Below are 23789 nucleotides of genomic sequence, written 5' to 3'. Positions count from 1 at the left end.
CCATTCAATACATATACTCACAACCAAGACTCAAGGCACTACCTCAAAACGCCTCCCCAATAAACAAGTAATACCCCAGCCCCTCATTCGTCGCAGCCACATCAAAGCGGGTGTAAATATCCTTGCCTGGGAAGAGGAGGAAACGGAGGCCGAGGCCACCGGATGCGCGGACTTGATCGAGGTTGAGGTTGTCAACGTTCGGACTGATAGCTCCTACCCCTCCAAAGATCGTTCCGCCGAAGCGTCGGCTGAAGGGGAAGGGTAAGAAGCGATATTCTAATTGAGAGGCGACGAGAATACGGTCTCGGTACCTTCCGAGGTAATAGCCGCGCATGAGGTTTTCTCCTCCCATTAATGAGAGTTGATTAAATGGAACATCGCTGCCGCTAGTTGCGTCTGCTGCGTTGATGAGTAATTGTCCAGCGAGGACTTGGTTTTTGAATGTTGGGTGGTAGTAGCGGACATCCAAGAAGTAGTTCGTGAAGTTGTAATCGCTTACCAGATCTTGGCTGTAGTGCAGAAATCCACCTTCCGCAAAGAGGCCTTCACGCGGGTTGAGGACATTGTAACGCTCGTCATAAACCAGGCCGAGACCTATTCCGAAGTTGGTGAATCCGGAAAGCCCAGTCGGGTCTATGAAATCCAAGGAGGGTTCAAAAACCTCAGCCGAAGAAAAGTGATTTAAGTCCAGCTCCACTCCGGCGTAGAAGTTCTCTTTGATCTTTCTCAACACCCGTTCTCTCAAGGTAATCGAGAATCCATCTATCCGAGCAATCGGGTCTTCCGGTGTATCGATGCCGACACCGTGATACAGCAAAGGAAACTGGCTGACCCTGAATTTCCCAAGCAGAAAGTAATCGTTTTGATCTGTGTAAATCGCATGATCCAAGTACAGTCCGTACTGGTTCTTTAGGGTCACAAAGCTGAAAATCGAAATCTCACTCAATCGGTTCTCCAGATTCCTCTTCGGATTGTACACGTACAACGCACTCGCCCCAAACTCCCAACTCGTCTCCGGCGTGAAAGCCACCACCGGGTAGGCAATAAACTTCGGTTTCGCCGTATGCGTCGTATCATTAAACACTCGATTCCATAAACGAATGATGCCCTTTTCTTCCTGGCCGAAAGAAACCGTGGAGAGGAAGAGGAAGGAAAAGAGGAAGAATAAGAATGAGAGGGAAAATGAGAATGAGAGGGATCGAGGCATTTATGTGTCTATGGAGTGGAGATTATCTGGTGTCTTTGCAAAGGAAGGGAAATGATTGGGATTGTGTGCTAATGAAAAATGTACGGCACTATCATTTACGATCCCCCCATATTCAGTCCACGGTCCACGGTCCACAGTCCACGATTATTCCTTCCCCACCACAGGCACCCACAAATCAACCCGCACAACCTCACCCACTGAAACCATCGCTCCAAGAGTTGTACCTACTATGCCGAAGTCTTTTCGGTTCACCGAGAAATAGCCTGAGAATTCAGCACCCTTCTCGTTTTCTTTGAAGGTAAAAGGGATGGTTGCCGGTCGCTCAACTCCGCACAAGCTCACTTTGCCATACACCTCAAACCCTGTTTCCGTTTGGACAATCGAATCTGAAACGAAAGTGATTTCTGGGAAGTAAGCTGAGTTCAACCACTTCTTGCCACGCGCTTGATCATCTCTTTTCGACATTCCCGTATCGATGCTTCGTGAGTACAGGATCATGTCAAACTTCGATGCATCCAATTGAGCTGGCGAAAACACAATGTCACCATCCAATTCTGTGAAGGTACCCTCCACCCCTTGGGTCGTGAAACGCACTTGATATCCTCGAGCGATTTCCCATTCCTTCTGAGCGAAAGAATCGGCAGAGAGGAAGAGGAAGAGGGAGAGGAAGAATGAAAATGAGAGTTTACGCATAAGATTAATGTTTGGGTCAAAGCTAAGAGTTAGGGAGAAAAGTTAGGTCAGGGTATTCACTGAATTTGGGAGTTAGGTCCGCCTTTGGTGGTAGCATGGTTAGGCCGCTATCGCGGTAAGCATGATTAGTTCGCCTCAGGCGGATAGCATGGTTAGGCCGCTTACGCGGTAAGCATGATTAGGCTGTCAATGGTGAATAGAATTATGAATCACTCTGAAAGACAAATTCATAATTCATTAATCACGATTCATTATTTATTATTCTATCCGGTCCACCGTCCACAGTCCACGGTCCACATTTACTCCTTGACTCCAATCACATCCACCTCCTGCTCACGAATCATCGCGTTGTAAGCTTTTAGTGATTCATCACGAAGCGCGTACCACTTCTCCAACTGCTCATTAATTTGAGCGGTGATGTCTTCTTTTACGCCGATCATTTGGGCTGTTGGAGCGTAGATTCCCATGCTCGCGAGGGATGCAACGTGCGCTAGCTTGTTGTTGAGCCTGATTGGGTAGTTCAGCATGTCTTGGTTACTCTTCAACTTGGTTTGGTACAAGACGCTGATGATACTCGTCATTACGGAATCAAGACGCTTTCCTTCGTCGATGAGTGCGGTGTTTTGGTCGCTGTCTAGTCGTCCGTTCAAGGCTTTGATTTGACCTTGGAGGGTGCGCATGTGGCGGATAGCATCGTGGGTTTCGTCGAGCTTGTTTCTGATCTCCAGAAGGAACTCAAACTGTGCTTGGCGGTCAGCTACGGTTCCTTCCATACGTGGGTCTGGGAGGATCTCGAAATCGGTCACCATCTTCTGTTCGTTCACAGAGACATGAACCGCATAGCTACCTGGAGGTGCTTTTGGTCCGTCGAGGGTTCCCCACCACATGAGCATGCCGTCGAAATCATCGGCCCTTTCATAGCGTGTATCCCAATCAAAGCGATTGAGGCCTTTTTCCACTTTCAACATGTTGGCCTTATCCGTAGCGTTGGTGCTGAACGTTCGGATGGTATCTCCTTGACTATTGGTGAATGATACAGATACTTCTGCTTTGTCATCTGGAAGGAAAAAGAACACAGGTACCCCACCGGGATTATTCGTCCCGCGCGTGTTTGAGGTCTTTCCGTTTCGTCCGAAACCAACGGTTGGATGAATGTTGAACAGCCTTGGTTGAGCTGCTGAAGTCGCGTTGCCCATTTCATCCCAAATGACATTCAAATCATCTAGAATCCAGAAGCTTCGCCCTTGGGTTGCGACGATCAAATCATTGTCTTTCAAGGCCAGGTCAGTGATTGGAACCTCCGGAAGATTCAACTGCATCGGTTGCCACGAGGCGCCGTTGTTCGTGCTGATGTACAGTCCGAATTCTGTTCCGCAATACAACAGCCCTTTAGCATTCGCATCGGCTCTGATCACGCGTGTGAAGTGCTCATCAGCAATGCCTTCCGTGATCAACTTCCACGTTTGACCATAGTCTGTGGTATGGTAGAGGTATGGCGCATAATCACCCATCTTGTAACGGGTAGCCGCAACGAATAGTCCTCCTTTATTGAATGGATCAAACTCAATGCTATTGATCATCGTCCACTCTGGAAGCTTCTTTGGTGTCACGTTTTTCCAGTTGGCACCACCGTCTTGCGAAACGTGAATCAAACCGTCGTCGGAACCACACCAAAGCAGGTCTTTCTGGTATGGCGATTCACCCGCTGCAAAGATGGTAGCGTAATACTCCACCCCGGTATTGTCTTTTGTAATCGGTCCACCTGAAGAGATGAGCTTGATGGAATCGTTCCGACTTAAGTCTGGTGAAATAATCTCCCAGCTTCCACCTCCATCTCTTGAGACATGTAAGAATTGAGAACAGGTATACAACTTGCTCGCATCGTGCGGCGAAAAGAAGATCGGGAAGTTCCATTGAAAACGGTACTTCATACCCTCCGCACCATAACCGATTGGGTTATCGGGCCAAACATTGATGGCGCGGTTCATATCAGTATGGTGGTTATAGCGCGTTAAGAAACCGCCATAGCTTCCTCCATACACAATGTCATTATCATTAGGATCGGGCGCCAAGTGAGCACTCTCCCCTCCTGCAGTCGACTCCCAATTCCGATCAGAAATGAATCCTCGTCCAGAACGGGAATCAATGCGAATCGTTGAATTATCCTGCTGCGCACCGTAAATACGATAAGGGAAATGATCATCAGTTGTCACGCGATAAAACTGCGCTGTTGGCTGATTCTGGTAGGTCGACCAGGTAGCACCCGCATCATAACTTACCTGCGCTCCACCATCGTCTGCAATGATGAGTCGACTTGGATCTTCCGGAGCGATCCATAAATCATGGTGATCTCCGTGGGGTGCGTAAGCCGACTTAAAACTATTCCCACCATCGGTGGAAACATGATACGCTACATTCATAACGTACACCTTATTCACGTCTTTGGTGTCAGCATAAATACGCGAATAATACCACGCACGCTGACGCAAACTGCGATCACTGTTGACTTTCGTCCATTCTTTTCCGCCGTCTTCTGAACGGAACACACCACCATTGTCATTTTCTATGATCGCCCATACTCTATCTGGGTCCACAGGGGAAACGGTCACTCCAATAATCCCAACGGTACCTTCAGGCATGCCTTCGTTCTCCATCAAAGATTCCCAGTTCTTACCTCCATCCGTAGATTTCCATAGGGCAGAACCTTCACCACCAGAAGAGAAATCATAAGGAGTACGACGTACATTCCACGTACTTGCATAGAGGATATCCGGATCTACCGGATCAAGAATCAAGTCTACCGCCCCCGCACGCTCATTGGCGTAAAGGATCTTCGTCCATGTATCCCCTCCATCAATCGACTTGTAAACTCCTCGTTCTTCTGAATCTTTAAATAGATCTCCAAGCACCGCAGCGTAAACGATGTTCGGATCAGTCGGATGAATACGCACTCGAGGGATATGTCGTGAATTCGGCAGTCCAATGCTCTTCCATGTTCTTCCACCATCATTGGAACGGTACATCCCCGTTCCAGGTGAGACGTTTCCGCGAACAGTAACTTCGCCACCACCCACATAAATCACATTCGGATGCGAAGGCGAAACCGCCACTGCTCCAATCGATCCACCAAAATATCCATCGGAAATATTGTCCCAAGTCGTCCCTCCATTGGTGGTTTTCCAAACTCCACCACCGGTCGTCCCCATGTAAAAGAGCATCGGCTCCCCCTCCACACCAGTCACCGCAGCAGAACGCCCCCCACGGAACGGACCAATACAACGGAAATCAAGTCCTTCATTGATCGTCGGAAACGCATCCTTAGAACGATCTTCTTGAGAAAAGGAAACAGTAGAAACAGCTAGACACAACAATGTCAAGAGAATACAGCGATAGCTCATGAAATAGGTTTTGGGGTTAGAAATATAGGGGAAAAGCCAACAGGTAGTGCGTGGTTCGTAGTTCGTAGTTCGTAGTTCGTGGGATTAATCGATAACTTATAAATGATAATCGAAAACTATGTTCTTCCGTCAACCGTCTACTGTCAACCAATTAAGAGCAAATTTCGTGGTTCGTGGAATTAATCGATGACTTATAAATGATAATCGAAAACGAGTTACTTCCGTCCACCGTCAACCGTCCACCGTCAACCATCCACCGTCAACCGTCCACCGTCCACCGTCCACCGTCCACCGTCCACCGTCAACCGTCAACCGTCTAGGGTTAACCATTCAAGAATAAATAATTATTAATGAATCGTGAATAATGAAATGGGACGCTGACGTTCAGATTGCCAAAGACACAACGAACCCCCGTCCACAGTCCACGGTCCACAGTCCACAAACAACGAACCACGAACCACGAACCACAAACCATAATACCTATCTTGCATTAACAACGAGAGAGCTGATCGAACCGCAACCTTCAATTGAATTCTTTGGGCTTTTGATTCATGAGCCTGTTACAGCGTTGACCGATGTCTTGGTGGCTGTGATTAATCTGATGGCCTATTTCAAACTAAAGTCGATTCCCAATCGTGGGAATGTGCATACCCTGTTCACCTATTACTTCCTGACGATGGCGGTGGCCACCTTCCTCGGAGGGGTTGTCGGACATGCATTGCTTCATTACGTCCCGTTCTACATGAAAGTGCCTGGGTGGATCACCAGCATGTTGTCTGTTGCTCTCTTGGAACGTGCCATCATTCAATACTCCAGAAAACTTATCGACGTCAAGATTGGGGCCTTCTTTTCAAAGTTGAACATCATCGAGCTATTGACCTTCTTGGTCCTCTCGCTTGTCACTTTGAATTTCCAGTTCGTCCTGATTCACGCGGCTTACGGAATGGCGATCGTAGTCGCCGGCTTCGCGGGGTTTGTCTACTACAAGGAACGCAGTCTAGGAAGCAAACGCATCCTACAAGCAGTTCTCATCAGCGCCACAGGCGCCTTCTTCTTCGTCTTCCAAATCGGAATCAGCAAATGGTTCAACCATGTCGATATCAGCCATGTGTTTATGATGGCGGCGTCAGTGGTGTATTATTTTGGAGCGAAGAGGCTTGTTGAGGAGAACCACACTCCGTAGACGGTGGACCGTGGACCGTGGACCGTGGACCGTGGACCGAAAGAATAATAAATAATGAATCGTGATTAATGATTAATGAATTGCGGTGTGGCCATTCAGATTGCCTAAGGGGCAATCTCTACAAGTGCTGAAGAGAAAGACGACGATGCGCAAGGCGCAACGAAATCGCAGTCCACAGTCCACGGTCCACAGTCCACCAAAAAAGCCATAAGCCTTAGGCCTTAGGCCATAAGCCTAGATGAGGATTTCCATCCGAATATTACACCTTTCATAAGGCGATCCCCCCTCAATCTCAATTTCCTTGAAACCGACCTTGTGATAAAGGGTGATGGCCGGAGTTAATTTTCGATTCGAATCAAGGAAGACTCGGTGCCAATTTTGTTCTCCAGCGAAGGCGATGCTGTGGTACATGAGCTTTTGTCCGATGCGTTTGCCTTGGTACTTTTCGTTGACGCCCATCTTTGATAGTTCGAAGTCTCCTTCATCGCGTTTGATGAGGGCTACGGTGCCGGCTGGGTGACCATCGACGAGGGCCATAAAGATATAGCCACCGGGGTCGAGGATGTATTTTTCGGGATTGGTGAGGACTTCACGATCGTAGTCTTCGATGTAGAAAAACTTCTCTAGCCATTCAAAATTCAAGTTCCCGAAGGCTTCTCGGAATTCAGGACGGTAGGGTACGATTTCTACGGCTGCGCTCATGGGGGAATTTTGGAATAAAATTACGCCAAAGTATCAGTTCGTCAATGTCAGAAAAGGCCTACATAGTTTCGACAATTCGTTCTTACGCAGATTTTGAACTTGTTGGCGATTTTAGCCTATCCGCCAATGAGCCCTCCACTCACAACTGGCGGAAAACGAGCTATGCAACTTCTTCTGAATCTGATAAAATCGGTGTACGCATTCATGCGCGGAATTACCGGACTCGGCTGCAAACTCACTGCTGACCGAGATACCAAGAACAAAACACGTATTACCAATAGTCTCGCTATTACCACTTCTGTTTCGTGTATTGGTGTGGTAGCCATTTTATTAAACATTGAAGGACCTTCCCTCTCAGCTCTTATCGTAGGTGCTGTCGTAATCCTGATGTGGATTCCTGTAATCATCAATGCGATGGGGAAACACCTCACAGCTCGAAGAGTTTATATCATCCTCGCCAATTTCATTGTCCTTTCTTTGGCGATGTGTTTTGGTCGTGAAGGACAGTTCCATTACTATTTCTATGTATTGGTTGGAATGCCCTTGATCTTCTTCTCGAAGTCTTCACACCGGATGAAATGGGCTTATTCATCGATTGCCATAGTCGCATGGATTCTTGCCGAAATTGCACTGAACAATTCAGAGCCATGGGTGGCCATTGCCGATGATATTCATATTCTGTTCAGATACATCAATAACTCACTCCTCTTTGTTTTCATCACAGCCATGCTCTACTTCTTCGTCACAGAGTCTGACCAGTTCGTGAGCGACCTCAAACAGGAGCGAAAGAAGTTGATTGCATTCAATGACAAGCTTGACATAGCGCTCGACAAAGCAAACGCTGCTACCAAGGCAAAGTCTATGTTCCTCGCGAACATGAGTCACGAGATCCGCACGCCTTTGAATGGAATCATTGTGGCTTCAGATCTGCTTCGCGAAAGTCAGCTCAACAGCAACCAACGCGAGTTATCTGAAATCGTGCACACCTCAAGTCAATCGCTCATGAACATCGTCAACGATGTTCTCGACTTCAGTAAAGCTGAGGCCAATAAGTCTGAGCTCAATGAAACTGTGTTCTCATTGAACGACATGATCGACGAGACGGTCGCCGCCTTTAGTCACATGATCAACGAAAAAGGACTTCAAATGGTCGTAGACGCTACTGACGAAGTTCGAGGAGAATACATCGGCGATCGCCAAAAGTTGAAGCAAATCATCACCAACCTCATCGGGAATGCCTTGAAATTCTGTGAGACAGGGTATGTCAAGATTCACATTGAACAACTCATGTGCTTGACCAATGGTGAAAGCACACTTCAATTTCGAGTAAAAGACTCCGGTATTGGGATCGCTCCAGAAAAGATTGGTTCCATCTTCGATAGCTTCACTCAAGAAGATGGATCGACCTCAAGAACCTACGGAGGAACTGGACTAGGAACAACCATTAGCAAGATGTTCGTTGAACTGATGGGAGGTGAAATACATGCCCAGAGTCCGAACCCGTGGAACAAAGACAACAAGTCTCCAGGGAGTGTATTCACCTTCACGGTGAAGCTGAGACAAACAGAAAACGAAGCACCGTTTATTGTCCAGCACGACCTTAAAGGGCAACGCTGTATTCTCGCTGTGAAGAGCAACGTAACCACACGTTACTTGCGAGACCTACTGCTTCGTTGGAATGTGGATGTCTGTTCATGTGAGTCAAGCGCCGAGGTCACTTCTGTATTAGAAAATGGCCCCTTTGACTTCATCATTACCGACGGACATTTCCATACGGCAGTGGAGTTGCCATGTTCGATCAAACAGATCGTGATCCACACCAACTTGCAGACTTCGGCCAGCTTGAAAGACAATTGTAACGTCTCATCGCTCCGAAAACCATTCAACTCGGTAGATGTATTCCAAGCGCTGACTCATCAAGCCGGTGAGACGACGGATGAAAACGAGAGCTATGAGCTCATGGTCTTCAATCCAGAAGCCTTCAAAGGGTTACGCGTGCTACTTGCTGAAGACAACATTATCAATCAACAAGTGGCCATTCAACTCTTCGCCAGCCTTGGATGCACCCTTGACATTGCTGAAGATGGCTTGGAATGCATTGATAAAATGGAGAAAGGAGAATACGACCTCATCTTTATGGATCACATGATGCCCAATATGGACGGTCTCGAAGCAACTGTCGCTCTGCGATCAAAAGGGATCGATCTTCCGATCATCGCGATGACTGCAAATACGGTACACTCTGATCGCATCAAATACAAGGAGGCTGGGATGAATGATTACATCAGTAAGCCGGTAATCAAAGAAAAGCTGATTGAAGTGCTCGAACGATGGGTGAGTGCCTAATTCATTAATCAAAACCGAACTCCAAAGGAAGCCTCAAAGTACTTTCCTACTTGAAAAGGAACGGTAGTACCAGGCTCTCCATTCAATGGCAATCCTAGGCCAATTTCTCCGAATAGAAAGCGCTTGTTCAGAACATATTCATACCCTGCAATACCCCGCAGCAAGAATTGATAGTTGGTTATTCTTTCTCCCTCATTTGGAATTCCTATAATTCTGTACTCTTCTGGAAAAGACTCGAAATTTATCTCCTCACTAGAAATAACCAAACCTAGTCCAAACACTCCATAAAATCCTCCATAGCGGTAATAACCTGATCCGAAGTACCCCACCCCATTGAGATTAATATGAGTTGTTGTAACTCGCGACAACCCTTCAACTTCAATGATTTCAGGCTCGAGTGAGTTATCTGAAGTGTAGGCCGAAAAAGTTGAGGTGTTCTCCCAAGGAAATCCGACACTCAACCCCGCCCTAACCCCTATCATATTCGATATCCAGTAAGTACCAAATCCTCCTATTCCGGTGATTCTCACATCCGTTTCTAAAAAATTATGGTGCGTCAAGCGAGCGCCTACTGAAAGTTGAGCGTGACCGGAAACACAAGAAATAATGACTGCAATGACAAGGATGAGTTTTCTCAATGTTTCAATTGTTAGAGCCCAAAATATACCTCGTATTCCTCAGAAAGCTCTTTTCAAATTACATCGATTGCTCGACCAATCTCTTTGTCTATGTCATTCAGTTCCTGAACGGATTCCTTGATGTGTTCATCCATCGATTCCGCGCTAGCGGAAAGAAGATCAGTATACTCACTCTTACCTTCCTTCTCTTTCATCAAATCAATCACAGAAAGGATATTCGTCAATGGAGCTCGGATATGGTGCGCATATTGAAAGGCCATTTTACGCATCAAAGCATAGGCCTCTTCAGAACGCGAGAGAATGCGCGTTGTCTCATTGAAGAGCGGCTTGAAGAAGTAGTTCAGCTCGAGAATCAACAAGAGAACAGTCACCACGAATAAGATGATCTCTAGCACCAGAATGTTCTGCAGTTTCTGCTCGGCATCCGTCTCAATGATGCCAACGATTTGATTCATTTCTGGCAAGAACAATTCAAGCTGTTCGCGCAATACCCCTTCACGGTAATCACGAGTAAGGGCCAAATGATCTAATTGAACTTCCAGAATATTCAAACGGTACTCCAATACCTGGAGCATGGCCTTAGCCTTTTGATTGTCAATTCTGAGCACTCCAATCTCTTCGTTTCCATTCTGGAGTGCCTGATTAGACTCCACCATTTCGGCATATACTTTCATCATTGGATCTGGAGAGCCTCCATTCACTACGTCGCTTGCCAATAAACCTAATCGCTGACTCAGCATACGTTGGCGTCCGGCTACGTTCACCGTTGAAGCATCCATCTTCTTCTCACGCAGATAATACTGGATGACCACTTGGTTAATAGTCAACAAAGTGAGCGCTAATCCCAGACCAAAGAGGTATCGATTCTTCAAAAACCGCAGGCGATTCTTCTGTTCGTCTTTCATGCCGCTGTGTTTGGCCAAACTCCTCCTAGAGCAAGAAGAAGGTTTGCATTCGAAATGGGTTTGATCACATAACCGTCAACCAGCGGATGCTCTTTGGCGGCGTGCAAATCGTGAATATCAATGGAAGAGGAACAAAGAATGAGCTGAACATCTCTCAGAGACGCGGCATAGAGTTCCATAAACTCCCATGCCGTTGTCGTGACCAAATTGATATCCAAAAACAAGATCTCGAGGTCAGTTAACCACGCCAACTGTTCTTCGGGATCATTGGTCATAAACACTTCCGCATTCGGAAAAAGCTGCTTCATTTTATGCCCCGCAATCGAAGTAAAAATGACATCGTCGTCTATCACCCCCACCCGTTGCACCTTCGGAAACACCTTCACATTCGGAATCGACTCGCTCATCGCTATCTTGAATTAGCTCTACTGCTGGAAAACACCAACTTATCGAAGGTAGTTGGGGTTGGGGGGAATGTTTGTAGGAAGGTGGACGATAGTTTGCACTTAGGCCTAAGGCTTATGGCTTAAGGCCTAAGGCCATACCAGCAGCTTAAACTGAGCGAAAGGACAAATGCTAAATACTAGCCACCAATAACTAAGAACTAATAACTAAGCCACCAACCATTTCCCTAACTTTACGGAGCTCAAAAGGCATAAGCCTTAAGCCATACGCCATAAGCCCAAAAGAGATGATTCCACCCTGCCCCAAATGCAACTCGAACTTCACCTACAACAACGGCAGCATCTTCGTTTGCCCTGAGTGTTTCCATGAGTTTAGTGAGGAGGATGCCGAAGCTGCCGCGAATGAAGGAAAGGTATTCGACTCCAATGGGAATGAATTGCAGAATGGCGATAGCGTGATTGTGATCAAAGACCTCCCAGTAAAAGGTGCTCCGAAACCAGTGAAAGCGGGGACAAAAGTCAAGAACATTCGCCTAGTAGAAGGCGATCACGACATTGCCTGTAAGATCGATGGATTTGGAGCGATGGGGTTGAAGTCTGAGTTTGTGAGGAAGGCATAAAAAAGGGGACATTCATCCCCTCTTTTCAAACTTTTCGTCCCGTTAAGGAGCTTGGTATTCTGGGTTCTCAGTGAAATTGATATCAGTCAAAGTGTGCAAAAAGGCCACTAGGTCTTGAATATCTTGATCGTCCAACATCAAACCTGTTTCTATTGTAGCTTCTAATGCGGGGTCTAGACTTGCGGAGCTTTGAATCCCTTCATTGTAGTGCTCAATCACCTCTTCAAGTGTATTAAATCGGCCATCATGCATGTAAGGAGGAGTCAGCGCAATATTGCGCAATGAGGTTACCTTAAACTTTCCTCGATCTGCTTCATTTCCGGTGACATCATAGAATCCATCATCTTCAAATTCACCTTCGGCATCAAGTCCATTATTCATGTACTCGTCGTTCTCGAAGTTCCCACCGCCATGACAGTGCTCACAATCAGCGCCTGATTCATCTGGAAAGAATGGATTGAATTCTGTGAAATATAACTGCCTTCCACGTTCTTCGCTCTCGGTTAATTGCTCTATGCCAGCCAAGTATCTGTCATACTTAGAATCGAAAGAGACAATCGAATTCATGAACTGCTCCATTGCCAATGACATTCGAAGGGCATTAATCTCGCTATCACCAAAGGCTCTGGTGAATTGATCCTTGTATGCCTGAGAATTGCTCAGCTTACTGATAACATTTTCCAATGTTTCATCCATCTCAAGTTCATCTTGAATAGGAAGCAGAGACTGGTCTCTTAACAAGGGTGCTCGTCCATCCCAAAAGAAGCCATTGGTATTCCATGCCATGTTCATGACGGCCATAGCTTGTCTTCCACCTGGCAAACCATTCACACCTATACTAAATTGGGCCGTGTCGCTAAAAGCATTGGTTTGATCATGACAAGAGGCACAACTTTGACTTCCATCCGCTGAAAGCAAAGGCTCGTGAAATAGCATTTTTCCTAACCTGACGCCCTGAACCGTCAGTTGATTATCTTCAGGAATCGATGGAGGCGGAATATGTGCTGGATAGTTCAACACATAAGGAGTGGGGTCATATACAACCATCTCCTCTCCTGCATCATCTTCTTCGTCTTTTTTACAAGACATTACCAGTAAAGCGCTTGCCAGCGCAAACACTGCATAGGTCTTTATTTTTGATAAGTTCATTGCCTAATTATTGAGGCATTGACATTTCGTAATCAGTCAGCGCATTTAAAAATGCAATAAGATCAGCCATTTCATTCTGATCCAATTCAAACGCTCGGATTCGTTCGTCCTGCAGGGCATGTTTCCCCCCTTCAGAATAATGAAGTATTACCTCTTCTAGCGTTGCTAAACTTCCATCATGCATGTATGGAGCTGTCTCTGCAACATTCCTCAATCCTGGCATCTTAAACTTTCCAGAATCCGCCTCATTACCAGTGAACCTGGCGAGACCCGGATCCTCATAACTGCTGTAAAGGCCGTTATTGAGAATTTCAAAAGAAGTAAAGTCAAACCCTACATGACAAGAACCACAATTCAATTCTGACGAAAAAAAGAGCTCTTTGCCTCTTAGTTCAGAAGATGTAAAGGATTGCTCTCCCCTTTGTACCTTATCCCATTTCGAATTTTGAGATATAATCATGCGCTCATAGTTAGCGATAGATCTTGTGATGGTATAAGGAGTAATCGGCTCGCCATAAGCAAGAACACTCATATCATGCAGTTCCTGGTCTTGGTCTAGTGCCTCTGCGATCAAGACGATATTCGAGTTGAATTCGTTGTGTTCCTGCACAGGGACCAACACTTGCATTTCCAACGTTGGCACTGAACCTTCTCGGGTAAAGAATGGATGCAATGCAACATTGACCAAGGAAGGTGAGTTCCTAGTACCTGGAGCGTTTGAGGTGCCCGAAGACGTTGGTAAGTCATCAGCGAAATAACTTGATGGGTCGTGGCAACTACCGCAGCTAACGTCGTTATTCTCTGATAATCGAGTATCAAAAAATAAACGCTTGCCAAGAGCATATCTCTCAGGAGAGAACTCGTTCCCTACAGGAAACTGAATCGAAGGAAAATAACTTTGATCCAAATCCTGAGAAAACTCGTCTTCCTTTGAGCATCCTGCTATTACAAATAATAAAAGACTGATTACGACTAATCTCAATGCTGTATTACCAATTTCATCGTTTGGATTGAGTCATCTTGAACCACTCGAACGAAGTAAATACCCGAGTCCAAAGCCGAAACATTCAATCTATTATTCTGGCCCTGCTCAACAATGGCTCCTTTCATGTCCATGAGTTGAATAACCGCATTTGCGGGAGCTCCAGTGATGCTAACGAACTCATTTGCCGGATTCGGATACACTAGAATTCCCGAGTCCTCAATTGGTTCCACACCCACGGGAGAACCTGGAGAAAACACGAGATCACGCATGTTTTCAAGAAGATCAACGGCCTCTGCTGTTTCGGAATGCTCAATCAGTCCGAATGACACATCCAATTGAACGAACATTTGATTGTAGTCAGCATTTAACCATAAGTCAATTACACCTTCATCGGCTACACCTGTAACTTCATGAGACTGCGAATAAAAGTTGTTGTCGCCTAGAGCATGAATTTGCCATGTAGTAGTGAAGTTGCTTCCTGTCTTTCCCTCAGCTGCGACGAATCGATAACCTGAAGCCCATCCCCAATGCATCGATGGAAATTGTGGAGCTAATGGATGACCTGAAGGATATTCAGCTGGGTCTAAATGATTATGAGCCTCGTCAACCCCTACAGAAAATTGGATTGACTCAATTGACTCAATATCCCATGTTCCGAGAGAAAACTCGTTATCGTCATTGGCATCAACTAGAAGGTAAACATCTTCCAATTCAGTTTGCTGACCACCGTCATGCGTCAAGACAAATTCGCTAAGGTAATACTCCATTCGAGTATATTTAATTTCATACCCTCCGGGTACTTCAACCTCTTCGTATTCATCAAAAGCCTCGATACCCATGAGCTGGGTGATGTGTAATGTAATTTCATTCTGCGCTAGTCCAATTTGACTTAACATCATTGCGCAGAACAAGAGTATACTTGTTCTCATAATTGTTGTAATAAGTGATTAAAATAAAAGAGCTAAAAGAATGAATTAGCTCATGGGGGCCGGAGATATCTTCTGGCAACCAAACACGAGATACCTGCGCAAAGTAGGTGGTCTTACAAACCTGATTTCGTGTTTAGTGATTTCATTAGCCCGATCAAAAAATCTGTACCAACGGATTTTAAAGGAGAACGCACCCAAGTCAACATCGTCTATAGACGGTGAATCAATGAAGGCAGGATAATCCTCAAGAAGGGTCGTGCTGAATGAGCAACATTGCGGAGAAAACGTACCTAACGCAGAAGGAGAGACTTCATGATCGCAAACGCAGTGCTGCCTGTCTGTGTTGATTGAAGTGCTTCTCAATTTGCCCCCACAATAGTGCACGGTGATGCTCGTCGTTGCCACTTGCAACAAAAGAAGCATTAGCATCATTATGGATTTGGCTTTCAACACTGCCCCAAGGTAATCATTTCCCCTGAATCCCAGTTAATTCACAACCAACTTGATAGTATATACAGCATTCACCACCACATTGTAAGTTCCTTTGGGGAACATAGATACATCGAGGTCATTCCCACTTACCCCCGAGTTCCGATTAACAAGCATTCGTCCTTGTAAATCAAAAACTTGAACTGACTCAACTTTCACACCTGTGATATTAACCGAGGAATTAGTTGGATTCGGGTAAGCCGACACTTCTGGTAGAAGTGACTCTTCGACATTGACTCCATTGGGGTCATATGTTCCTTTACGATACATAACCAAGTCATTCCCTTTGTCTTGCCAAACAGTGTGAATGGTCAAGCCATCTACCTTTACATCCGGATTGATTTGCTTTCCGCTCAAGTCTACATTGAGCGTATCAATGATTTCGAAACTACCACCCTGTGCCCCTCCTTCTCTGGCTGCGTACAACACTTCAGTGGCTAAACCTTGAGACTCTTCCCAAACAACGAAATCCAACGCCTCACTTCCTGATATGCGAGGATTGTTCTGACGAGCCGTTCCATCAGTCTCTTCTAACACAATGAAACTTTCGATAATGGATTCATCTGAAAGATCCATCTGAGTGAAGGTGACATAAGAATCAGACTCTTCAATTGACTTGTAAACGATTTTCATTATTCCATCTTGAAGGAGCAAGTGGGGCCCACTACTGAAACAATAATTCGCATAGGTTTCACTGAGGTCAGGATAGAGCACAGATTCAAAGTTATCTCCTGAGCTTTCGCTCTTTACGCACTTAATTTCACGAATGTTCTCCTCGTTATCTCTGAATGCAATAACAGGGTCGGCATTGATAATTGCTATGTCTGCCATGCAACAGTCACAAGCCTCTCCAGAGAAAAAATCACCATACATAGCTTGATATGCTGACCAACTTTCTCCACCGTCATTTGACTTTGTATAGATGTATTCCGGATCAATATAATTTCCCTCAAAACTCATGATTGAAACATGCACCATTTGTTGGTCACCAATAGCAACCGACGGCATCCTTGTTTGAAATCCTTCGGGGAGGTTAAGATCGATCTGTGTAGTGTCACTCCAAGTAGCTCCTCCATCAAAAGACTGGATCAGGTAAGCTCCTTCTGTATTCTCTGGCATTCTTTTAAAAACCACCCCTAGATGATCTCCGAAACTACCAACGTCAGGCCCAGCCCAATCCGCTGTGAAGCATGTTACACCTTCAGGGAGAAGCATTTCAGCAGCATCCCATTCTCCATCTACCATTTGATTATGAAAAAGCTGGCCATCCGCATCTCTTCCCCAAAACACATGGACCGAACCGTCTTGATCTAGAATAATTCGAGGACGATTGTTGTCTTGTCCATCAATACTCACAGGAACCGGGTCCTCCCACGTTATTGTTTGAGAGAAAACTACTGAATTCAATGTGATCGCCAAGAGAAGTAATGCGTGCTTCATTTTGTTCGAATAGATGGTTGAAAGATAGCCAATTCATTTTGGACCTTGTCAAATTGGCTATTCTTATTTTGCAATAAGGTTTTTCCAAAAAGTTGATTGCGAAAGGTTTCTTATTGCTGCTTCAGTCTGTACCTTGCAGAAAACCTCATGTAATGAGACTTCTCTTTTCCCTTACTTGTGCTCTAATCACTACAATTACTTTAGGACAAACAGCCCCCACCTGTGCCTTTCCCAATTTAGACAAGAACATCATAGACACTAAGCAAACCAAACACTGGGCTGACGGTGACTTTCACTTCGTTTATTTCGAACATGAGGGATACAACGAGCTCTTTCAAGTGGATATAAACCTATCCATTGTCAGCTATAAAATCTGGTTGACCTCAGAATTGACCGCTGCAAACTTTGAAGCTTCGATTCAAAATCTATGGATGGACTATGATGGCACTCTGATCTTTGTAGGCCCTTGCGGCAATATGGAAGCTACTCGAATTGAGGCCGATCGATGGGAACCCCTCCACTACATTTTCAATATGCAAGAGTCGAATGTAGTCATTGAGGAATTCAGGTCATTAAGAGTCTCTTGGAACGCAGCTTCGGCTAAGAAAAACGTTTACATGCTCGTTGAACAGATGCCTTACCTTCCTACATGCAAAGACCTACCTGGAAAAAGACAAGCTGATTGCACACAAGAAGAATTATCAGATTGTCTAGCAAAGAGAGTCGTTTATTCAAAAGAAGCGGTCGATTTGGATGCCACTGGAACCGTATTCATCTCCATTGAAATCAATGAGTTCGGCTTCGTTCAAAATGCTAAAGTGTTGCGAGAAGTACATCCTTTATTAGATAAAGCGAGTATTGATGCCGCGTACAATTTACCCCCGATGGAACCCGGCAAACATTTTGAAAGAATAGAACCCGACGAACTACTTGAAAGACCGGTAATCGTTCATTACACCTTACCCGTGAAATTCGAGATTCGATAAGTGATGAAATACCTGGTTATATGTTTCTTTCTCTGCCTGATTGGCGAAGCCAATGCGCAAGGTGATACTATTGGACTGTTCGAAACCACGCCTGTGATGCCGGGGTGTATTGAAATAGAAGACCCGGAAGAACAGCGCAAATGTACCGAGACGAGTATCATTGAATGGGTTCAAGGTGAGCTCAAACCCGAGCGAGTGGACAGTGTTTCTGGGACAGTGTTTGTTGGCTTTGTGATCGATACTTCTGGTGTAGTGACTGACGTCGAGATCCTCAGAGGCATCCATCCTGCCCTAGACCGTCAAGCAGCGAAGGCAGTGGAAAGCCTCCCTCAAATGAAGCCGGGAGAACAGAACGGCAAGCCGATTCCTATTCAATACACGATACCGGTGAAATTTGTCCAACGAGATCACTCAACGAAGAAATAACGAATGACTCGCATGCGATTTCTTCTGTCCCTTCTTCTCTCACTGTGTTGCTTGAATGCAGCAAGCCAAGATCGTATGATCTCATGTATCAAACTCAGGGCTTACCATACACATTGGGAGAATGACTCTACATCTCATGAGTACTTAAGAACTTTATGGTACGACTCCTGCGATTCGATTTCAGCCACCTCAAAGCAATGGCAATTCAACGAGAAAGGTGACCTTGTAGATCAACGCTTCACCTACGACAATATCGCGACCGGGGAATTCATGGATGTCGACATCGAAGAAGACGGAAATGAAAGCTACTTCTTGGTTTATGAAGACGGGGATCTCATCAAAAGGGTCCACATGCACATTCGTAACGATCAAGTCATGTCCTCTTCTCTTGAACACCTTGGGGATGGATTAAAAGCACCTCATCGAAGAGTTTTCGAAATAGATAATGAAGCAGCATTGGCAGACTATCTGCAATCATGGTGCGTCATCGGTAAAGATTCTCTTTCAGTGCCAGCTTTTCCAGACCTCAGTTTTGTAGAAAAGAAGAACCCCCGACAAATTCAGGAAGTGGGTGAAGACCTTGTTACTGAATTCAAAGTATCCCCCCAGGGGTATCGCTATGGAGCCACGCGCACTCCGAAATACATTCGGCAAGATTATCGACGCGTAAAGTCAGTGAAAAGCAAGCTGCACGAGCGCTGGATAAAAGAACAAGATAGAGACGTGACATTGGTTTACGACGTCTATTTTACCACGATTCAGAGGTGATCGAAGCCTCATTCAACCAAAACTGATGAATCTCAGACCTCATTTCTGCAGGTTAAGTTTTTACGCTGAACATGATCATTTGCGCTGTGTTAACCCTGCTTTAAGTAAATTTGTGCTCCCTTATTCATGGTATTTGTGGATTTGACGTGAATAAAAGGGAACCTGCAACGTTGATAGTAACCAATCCTCCTGTATCTTTCGCGACTTATGAGTCAAACGTCACTTCCTACACATGAGACGCAGATTAAGTTCACCAACCGTGAACAACTGCAATTCTTTGCGGAGCTGCGCAAGCGTATTAACGCTTACTTCAAAGAGAACGACATTAGCCAGAAGGCAAATGGCGCTATGGTTTTCAAAACTGTAGTAATGCTCAGTCTTTACATTCTTCCTTTCATTGCGATGGTGATTTTTGCACCACCTTTTTGGCTATCACTCGTCCTTTGGAGTGTGATGGGCTTTGCATTGGCTGGAAACGGAATGAGCGTCATGCACGATGCGAACCATGGAGCATACTCGAAGAATCACAAAGTAAACAAGTGGGTTGGCTACACGCTAAACCTCCTAGGAGGATCAGTATTCAACTGGAAGATGCAGCACAACGTGTTGCACCACACCTACACTAACATCGCTGGTAAAGACGACGACATTGACGGTTCGTTGACAATGCGTTTTGATCCGCACCACGACGTTGCGAAGCACCACAAACACCAGTGGTACTATAGCTTCCTGTTCTACGGAATCTTGACACTTTACTGGGGAACGTTCAAAGACTTTCTCCAGTTCCGCAAGTACCAGAAAGAAGGCTACAACAAGCAATCGAAGAAAGAGAACGCCCTGATGTGGTTGAAGATTTCTCTTCTAAAAGTTGGATACTTTGGGGTATTATTCGGACTTCCAATGTTCGTAGCGGGATACGCGTTCTGGCAAGTATTCCTAGGGTTCTTGATTATGAACGTCCTTTCAGGAGTGATCCTTTCAGTGGTATTCCAATTGGCACACGTAGTAGAAGAGACTTCTTTCCCACTTCCAAATGAAGCGGGAGAAATGGAAGATTCTTGGGCCGTTCACCAGCTGAAGACTACGAGCAACTTCGCTCGCCACAACAAGTTCTTGAACTGGTACGTAGGTGGATTGAACTTCCAAGTGGAGCACCACCTCTTCCCGAACATTTGCCACATTCACTACCCGAAGTTGGCACCGATTGTAAAGAAGACAGCCGAAGAATTCGGTCACCCATACCTCGAGCATAAGTCGTTCGGAAGCGCATTGAAATCTCACGTGAAGATGTTGCGCAAGTTTGGAACGCCGCCGTTGGATGAGATTATGGCTTAATTAGGCTTAGGGCGTAAGGCGTAAGGCGTAAGGCGTAAGGCTTATGTAATTGATAGAATTTTAAGGCGGAGCATGTGCTCCGCCTTTTTTTTGTTCTTATTCACTTTACTCTGACCAAACTGCTTCTTCCGCATAAAGATCTCGGCAGGGATAACAGCAATTATCTACCTCACTGAAACAGAAGATAGATCTCCAGATGGCGTGTTCTTGTTCCTGCTTTGCTAGACGTTTAGCTCGGCGTTCGTCGCGGTCTTTTTGGAAGAGGCGGTAGTCGAAGGCAGTTTGGAGGTCTTTGGCAGTATCTGTGGAGGCGAGGCGACGAATTAATGCATCTACTTCACCTTTCGGTCTGAGTGATGGGTAGGCCGTTACGGAACCTGGTTCAATTCCTTCTTCGCTGAAGACGAATTGCTCTTCTCCTTTATATCCAATGACCAAGAGATTATAATCGATCAGCTCATTGAGTTTCTCATTGTATGTTCCGTCATCATGCTTGATCATCTTTCGGAAGCTGGCTTGTGGGTCACCTAATAAGTAGCACACGACCTCATCATACTGATCAACCTGATCTACTGCCACATTGAAGGCTTCATATTTGATTTCAGCTTTGTCGCCATTCGGAGCTTCATACTTCATTGTGGTGCGCGTGAGTGTTGATTCCACTACATACTGGTCAACATTCTTCCACCCGGTATTGGTGATCGGGAAAGTCAACCCAGGATTTGGATTAAAATCTCTTCTTGATGGTGTTTTACCCAACTGTCGGTAAGCTTCATCAAGATTCAACTTCAACTCTTGCTCGTAAAGCTCTGCTCTGCGTTCACGTTCATGGTCCCAGAATTTACGGTCCGTCAGTTGATCTTCTCGAATTTCTGCTTGGCGTGCTTCAATAACTTTCTTTCGTGCTTCTTCTGCGCTAGCGCGGAATAGCTCACGTTTCTCTTCAAAGAATTGCTGCAATTTCTCGAAGCTCTCATGATCGAAGGCGACATTTCCATCGCGACGCAGGTAAAGCTCGTAGAACTCGTCATCAAGCGAGAACTCCTTACCGAATACCATCAAAGAATCGGTATACCATAGTGGCTTGTCGAGGTTTTCAATGTAGAGATCGAGGTATTTCTCTTTTCGTAGCCACCATAGATATCTCAAGCGTTCTTCAAACTCTTTGGTGGCTATGTAGGTCGATTGAAATTCATTCTGCTTGATGGTTTGAATGGAAGAAGGTTTTATGTAAGAGCAGACGTCAATGGAAGCAGCTGAATCCCCTTCCCATTCGGCTTCTTCAGTCGCATAAACATCATCAAAACGATCCGACCAAACGACCGAGTCCCCCCTAACTATATCAATTTCCATCACCTCACTTCGTGATTCAGTAGGCCTTTCATATCTGCAAGTAGTTGAATAAAAGATGCTGTCGACCCTACCCTGATCATCGATATCAAAGCCAAGTTCGGCGAGCGTTGGGAGAAATGCAGGCGCGTAGAAATGCAACTCTTCCAACGGCACGGTTTGGAGCACCTTTTCAATTGGCTTCGGGTCAACCCAATTGATGGAACCATCTTCTTTTAGTTCACCGTCAAATAATTGCATGCCGCGATCATCGAAGGGCGTGAGCATATCTACCATCAGGTCTTTGCCTTCGGCTACTTGCAACTCACTTTCTCCCTGGAAGGCTCCCACATAGAACATCCCTGCGGTTACCAGTTCCACTCCGTTGGAAGTTGTACTCAAGCCTGCGCGAACAATGGAAGTAGGCTCTACCGCCTCTTGAAGGACCAACTGCACTTCGCCCACCACCGTTTCACCATGCTCATCCACGAAGGCATCCGAAGGAATGGCGATGACTGTTCCATCTGTACCTTCAACAACACCGCCTTCTTCAGCATCAATCACAAATACTTGCTTCTCCAGGAAATCATTGAATTCATCGTAACTAGTCTCAATCTCAGTATGCAATTCCGCGCTAGCGTCTTCAGTCTTAAGATCAGATTGGAGGAAATTCCAAGTAAAGAGCGCCACAGCAGCAAGACCAATAAGAAGGCCTGCGCCACCTAGTCCTTTCATCCACTTCCCTTTCGCGTGCATCTTGGCCGCTTGTTGAACAGACCGACGAATCATCAAGCCTTCCAGGGCTTCCATGGTGGTGCGTTGCAGCTCCACTTCTTCACGCAACTTTTGATTCACGTTCAAACGCAATTCAAAGGCTTTCAACTCTTCTCCTGTAAGCTCACCGTTCAAGTACGACTCAATGAGCTTCGTTAATTCTAGTTCTTTTCTCATGGCATCAGGTTTTGAGGTTCAACCTGTGCCGCACGTACCATTTTCTTCGCACGTTCAATGCACTTATACTTCTGCGTCTTCGCCACATTCTCCGATGAAAACGACATCTTCGAAGCAATGCTCTTCATCGATTGTCCGTGGAAGTAAAACAGCTGCAGCAACTGAAGACAACGTTCTCCAAGATCGCCCAACACTTCCTCCAGCTTCTGAAACTTTGATTCACGTTCGAGTGCTGCTTCGAGATCTTTCTCGTGTTCCATATCAAAGGCAGCTTCTCCACCAGAAACGGTTTCAATCCCACGCTTCTTCGATTGATTCTTCCACAAAAACCGACATACACTGTAGAGGTAAGTATCCAGCGCCGCCGTCAATTCAAACTCTTCTGTCCGAACCTTACGGCACAATACAATCAGTGCTTCTTGAAAAACATCTTGGGCATCCTGCTTGCTGCCCCCTTTAGAGGTAATGAGTCGCTCGATCTTCGGCAAACTCCGATACAATTGCGAGAGCCCCTTCTCAGGTCTCCCACTCCGTATCAATTCAATGATCTTGGCATCTTTCATTCGTGCTTTTTACCTCTTCATGTCGAAAAGTACGAAAGGTAACCTTGCCGGCGTCCGGCGTCCGGCGTCCGTTGGTATTTTGTTAAAGTTGATTGGTAATTCTTGAATTCATTATTTCTAGCAATCCCCCAGCGGGCATGAATGTGCTAAAAGCCGACATCGAGAAAGGCAAAATAATGAATACGAATGCCGGATGCCGGAAAAAGAACGGACGCCGGATGCCGGACGCCGGAAAAAAACGGACGCCGGATGCCGGACGCCGGAAAAAAACGGACGCCGGATGCCGGACGCCGGACCCCACCTTTCTTCGCAAAAAGTAACCCCTTCGTGACATCTCCGCAAT

General features: G+C 45.8%; 22 protein-coding genes. 8 read left to right on the top strand and 14 right to left on the bottom strand.

Annotated features, from left to right (window positions below; all coding sequences use genetic code 11):
- Positions 1 to 43: 43 nt before the first annotated feature.
- From RA156_RS02000 to RA156_RS01990, 3 genes are all read right to left on the bottom strand, one after another.
- Complete coding sequence (locus tag RA156_RS02000) at positions 44 to 1207, bottom strand: BamA/TamA family outer membrane protein (protein WP_306642361.1); 1164 nt, start codon at positions 1205 to 1207, stop codon at positions 44 to 46.
- A gap of 144 nt (positions 1208 to 1351) precedes the next feature.
- On the bottom strand, positions 1352 to 1900 hold the full coding sequence (locus tag RA156_RS01995; RefSeq protein WP_306642359.1) for a YceI family protein: 549 nt from the start codon (positions 1898 to 1900) through the stop codon (positions 1352 to 1354).
- 299 nt (positions 1901 to 2199) lie between these two features.
- Positions 2200 to 5298, bottom strand: a complete 3099-nt coding sequence (locus RA156_RS01990; protein WP_306642358.1) for a VPS10 domain-containing protein — start codon at positions 5296 to 5298, stop codon at positions 2200 to 2202.
- 364 nt (positions 5299 to 5662) lie between these two features.
- On the opposite strand from RA156_RS01990, the gene RA156_RS01985 reads away from it, so the two are divergent.
- Positions 5663 to 6481, top strand: coding sequence for a DUF6962 family protein (locus tag RA156_RS01985; RefSeq protein WP_306642357.1), 819 nt, complete (start codon positions 5663 to 5665; stop codon positions 6479 to 6481).
- 234 nt (positions 6482 to 6715) lie between these two features.
- Here RA156_RS01985 and RA156_RS01980 read toward each other — a convergent pair whose 3' ends face one another.
- Entirely contained in the window at positions 6716 to 7183 is a 468-nt protein-coding gene (locus tag RA156_RS01980; RefSeq protein ID WP_306642355.1) for a GNAT family N-acetyltransferase, read from the bottom strand.
- Positions 7184 to 7309: 126 nt separating this feature from the next.
- Here RA156_RS01980 and RA156_RS01975 point away from each other — a divergent pair, with 126 nt between their 5' ends.
- Positions 7310 to 9529 (top strand): response regulator, encoded by a 2220-nt coding sequence (locus tag RA156_RS01975; RefSeq protein ID WP_306642354.1) that lies wholly within the window; start codon positions 7310 to 7312, stop codon positions 9527 to 9529.
- Between the two features lie 8 nt (positions 9530 to 9537).
- Here RA156_RS01975 and RA156_RS01970 read toward each other — a convergent pair whose 3' ends face one another.
- The 3 genes from RA156_RS01970 to RA156_RS01960 are packed head-to-tail and all read right to left on the bottom strand — an operon-like array spanning position 9538 to position 11479.
- Positions 9538 to 10167 carry a hypothetical protein gene (locus RA156_RS01970; RefSeq protein ID WP_306642353.1) on the bottom strand — a complete coding sequence of 210 codons (630 nt, stop codon included), beginning with the start codon at positions 10165 to 10167 and terminating at the stop codon, positions 9538 to 9540.
- Between the two features lie 53 nt (positions 10168 to 10220).
- Positions 10221 to 11072: a type IV pili methyl-accepting chemotaxis transducer N-terminal domain-containing protein gene (locus tag RA156_RS01965; protein WP_306642352.1), complete on the bottom strand. Its 852-nt coding sequence runs from the start codon at positions 11070 to 11072 to the stop codon at positions 10221 to 10223.
- Complete coding sequence (locus tag RA156_RS01960) at positions 11069 to 11479, bottom strand: response regulator (RefSeq protein ID WP_306642351.1); 411 nt, start codon at positions 11477 to 11479, stop codon at positions 11069 to 11071. Before RA156_RS01960 ends, RA156_RS01965 begins: the two co-directional genes overlap by 4 nt.
- Positions 11480 to 11763: 284 nt before the next feature.
- On the opposite strand from RA156_RS01960, the gene RA156_RS01955 reads away from it, so the two are divergent.
- Positions 11764 to 12096, top strand: a complete 333-nt coding sequence (locus RA156_RS01955; RefSeq protein ID WP_306642350.1) for a zinc ribbon domain-containing protein YjdM — start codon at positions 11764 to 11766, stop codon at positions 12094 to 12096.
- A gap of 42 nt (positions 12097 to 12138) precedes the next feature.
- Here RA156_RS01955 and RA156_RS01950 read toward each other — a convergent pair whose 3' ends face one another.
- From RA156_RS01950 to RA156_RS01935, 5 genes are all read right to left on the bottom strand, one after another.
- Positions 12139 to 13245: a cytochrome-c peroxidase gene (locus RA156_RS01950; RefSeq protein ID WP_306642349.1), complete on the bottom strand. Its 1107-nt coding sequence runs from the start codon at positions 13243 to 13245 to the stop codon at positions 12139 to 12141.
- 7 nt (positions 13246 to 13252) lie between these two features.
- Complete coding sequence (locus RA156_RS01945) at positions 13253 to 14152, bottom strand: cytochrome-c peroxidase (RefSeq protein WP_306642348.1); 900 nt, start codon at positions 14150 to 14152, stop codon at positions 13253 to 13255.
- Between the two features lie 71 nt (positions 14153 to 14223).
- Complete coding sequence (locus RA156_RS01940) at positions 14224 to 15159, bottom strand: MbnP family protein (RefSeq protein ID WP_306642347.1); 936 nt, start codon at positions 15157 to 15159, stop codon at positions 14224 to 14226.
- Positions 15160 to 15204: 45 nt separating this feature from the next.
- The gene (locus RA156_RS16695; protein ID WP_434064830.1) at positions 15205 to 15582 is read right to left on the bottom strand and encodes an HYC_CC_PP family protein; all 378 of its coding nucleotides are present in this window, start codon (positions 15580 to 15582) and stop codon (positions 15205 to 15207) included.
- Positions 15583 to 15645: 63 nt separating this feature from the next.
- Complete coding sequence (locus RA156_RS01935) at positions 15646 to 17088, bottom strand: T9SS type A sorting domain-containing protein (RefSeq protein WP_306642346.1); 1443 nt, start codon at positions 17086 to 17088, stop codon at positions 15646 to 15648.
- Positions 17089 to 17240: 152 nt separating this feature from the next.
- On the opposite strand from RA156_RS01935, the gene RA156_RS01930 reads away from it, so the two are divergent.
- From RA156_RS01930 to RA156_RS01915, 4 genes are all read left to right on the top strand, one after another.
- Positions 17241 to 18074 carry an energy transducer TonB gene (locus tag RA156_RS01930; RefSeq protein ID WP_306642345.1) on the top strand — a complete coding sequence of 278 codons (834 nt, stop codon included), beginning with the start codon at positions 17241 to 17243 and terminating at the stop codon, positions 18072 to 18074.
- 3 nt (positions 18075 to 18077) lie between these two features.
- Positions 18078 to 18500: an energy transducer TonB gene (locus tag RA156_RS01925; RefSeq protein WP_306642344.1), complete on the top strand. Its 423-nt coding sequence runs from the start codon at positions 18078 to 18080 to the stop codon at positions 18498 to 18500.
- A 12-nt stretch (positions 18501 to 18512) separates the two neighbouring features.
- Positions 18513 to 19268, top strand: a complete 756-nt coding sequence (locus RA156_RS01920; protein WP_306642343.1) for a hypothetical protein — start codon at positions 18513 to 18515, stop codon at positions 19266 to 19268.
- Between the two features lie 207 nt (positions 19269 to 19475).
- A complete protein-coding gene (locus tag RA156_RS01915) occupies positions 19476 to 20603 on the top strand; it encodes a fatty acid desaturase family protein (protein WP_306642342.1) in 1128 nt (375 codons plus the stop codon).
- A gap of 105 nt (positions 20604 to 20708) precedes the next feature.
- Here the strand turns inward: RA156_RS01915 and RA156_RS01910 are convergent, their stop codons facing one another.
- Both RA156_RS01910 and RA156_RS01905 read right to left on the bottom strand, forming a co-directional pair.
- On the bottom strand, positions 20709 to 22883 hold the full coding sequence (locus RA156_RS01910; RefSeq protein WP_306642341.1) for a hypothetical protein: 2175 nt from the start codon (positions 22881 to 22883) through the stop codon (positions 20709 to 20711).
- Positions 22880 to 23446: an RNA polymerase sigma factor gene (locus RA156_RS01905; protein ID WP_306642340.1), complete on the bottom strand. Its 567-nt coding sequence runs from the start codon at positions 23444 to 23446 to the stop codon at positions 22880 to 22882. Before RA156_RS01905 ends, RA156_RS01910 begins: the two co-directional genes overlap by 4 nt.
- A gap of 137 nt (positions 23447 to 23583) precedes the next feature.
- On the opposite strand from RA156_RS01905, the gene RA156_RS01900 reads away from it, so the two are divergent.
- The gene (locus RA156_RS01900; protein WP_306642339.1) at positions 23584 to 23766 is read left to right on the top strand and encodes a hypothetical protein; all 183 of its coding nucleotides are present in this window, start codon (positions 23584 to 23586) and stop codon (positions 23764 to 23766) included.
- Positions 23767 to 23789: the final 23 nt, after the last annotated feature.

Origin of the sequence: Sanyastnella coralliicola, from assembly GCF_030845195.1 — a bacterium.
Taxonomy (GTDB): domain Bacteria; phylum Bacteroidota; class Bacteroidia; order Flavobacteriales_D; family Sanyastnellaceae; genus Sanyastnella; species Sanyastnella coralliicola.
This window is presented reverse-complemented; position numbering and strand designations above follow the sequence as displayed.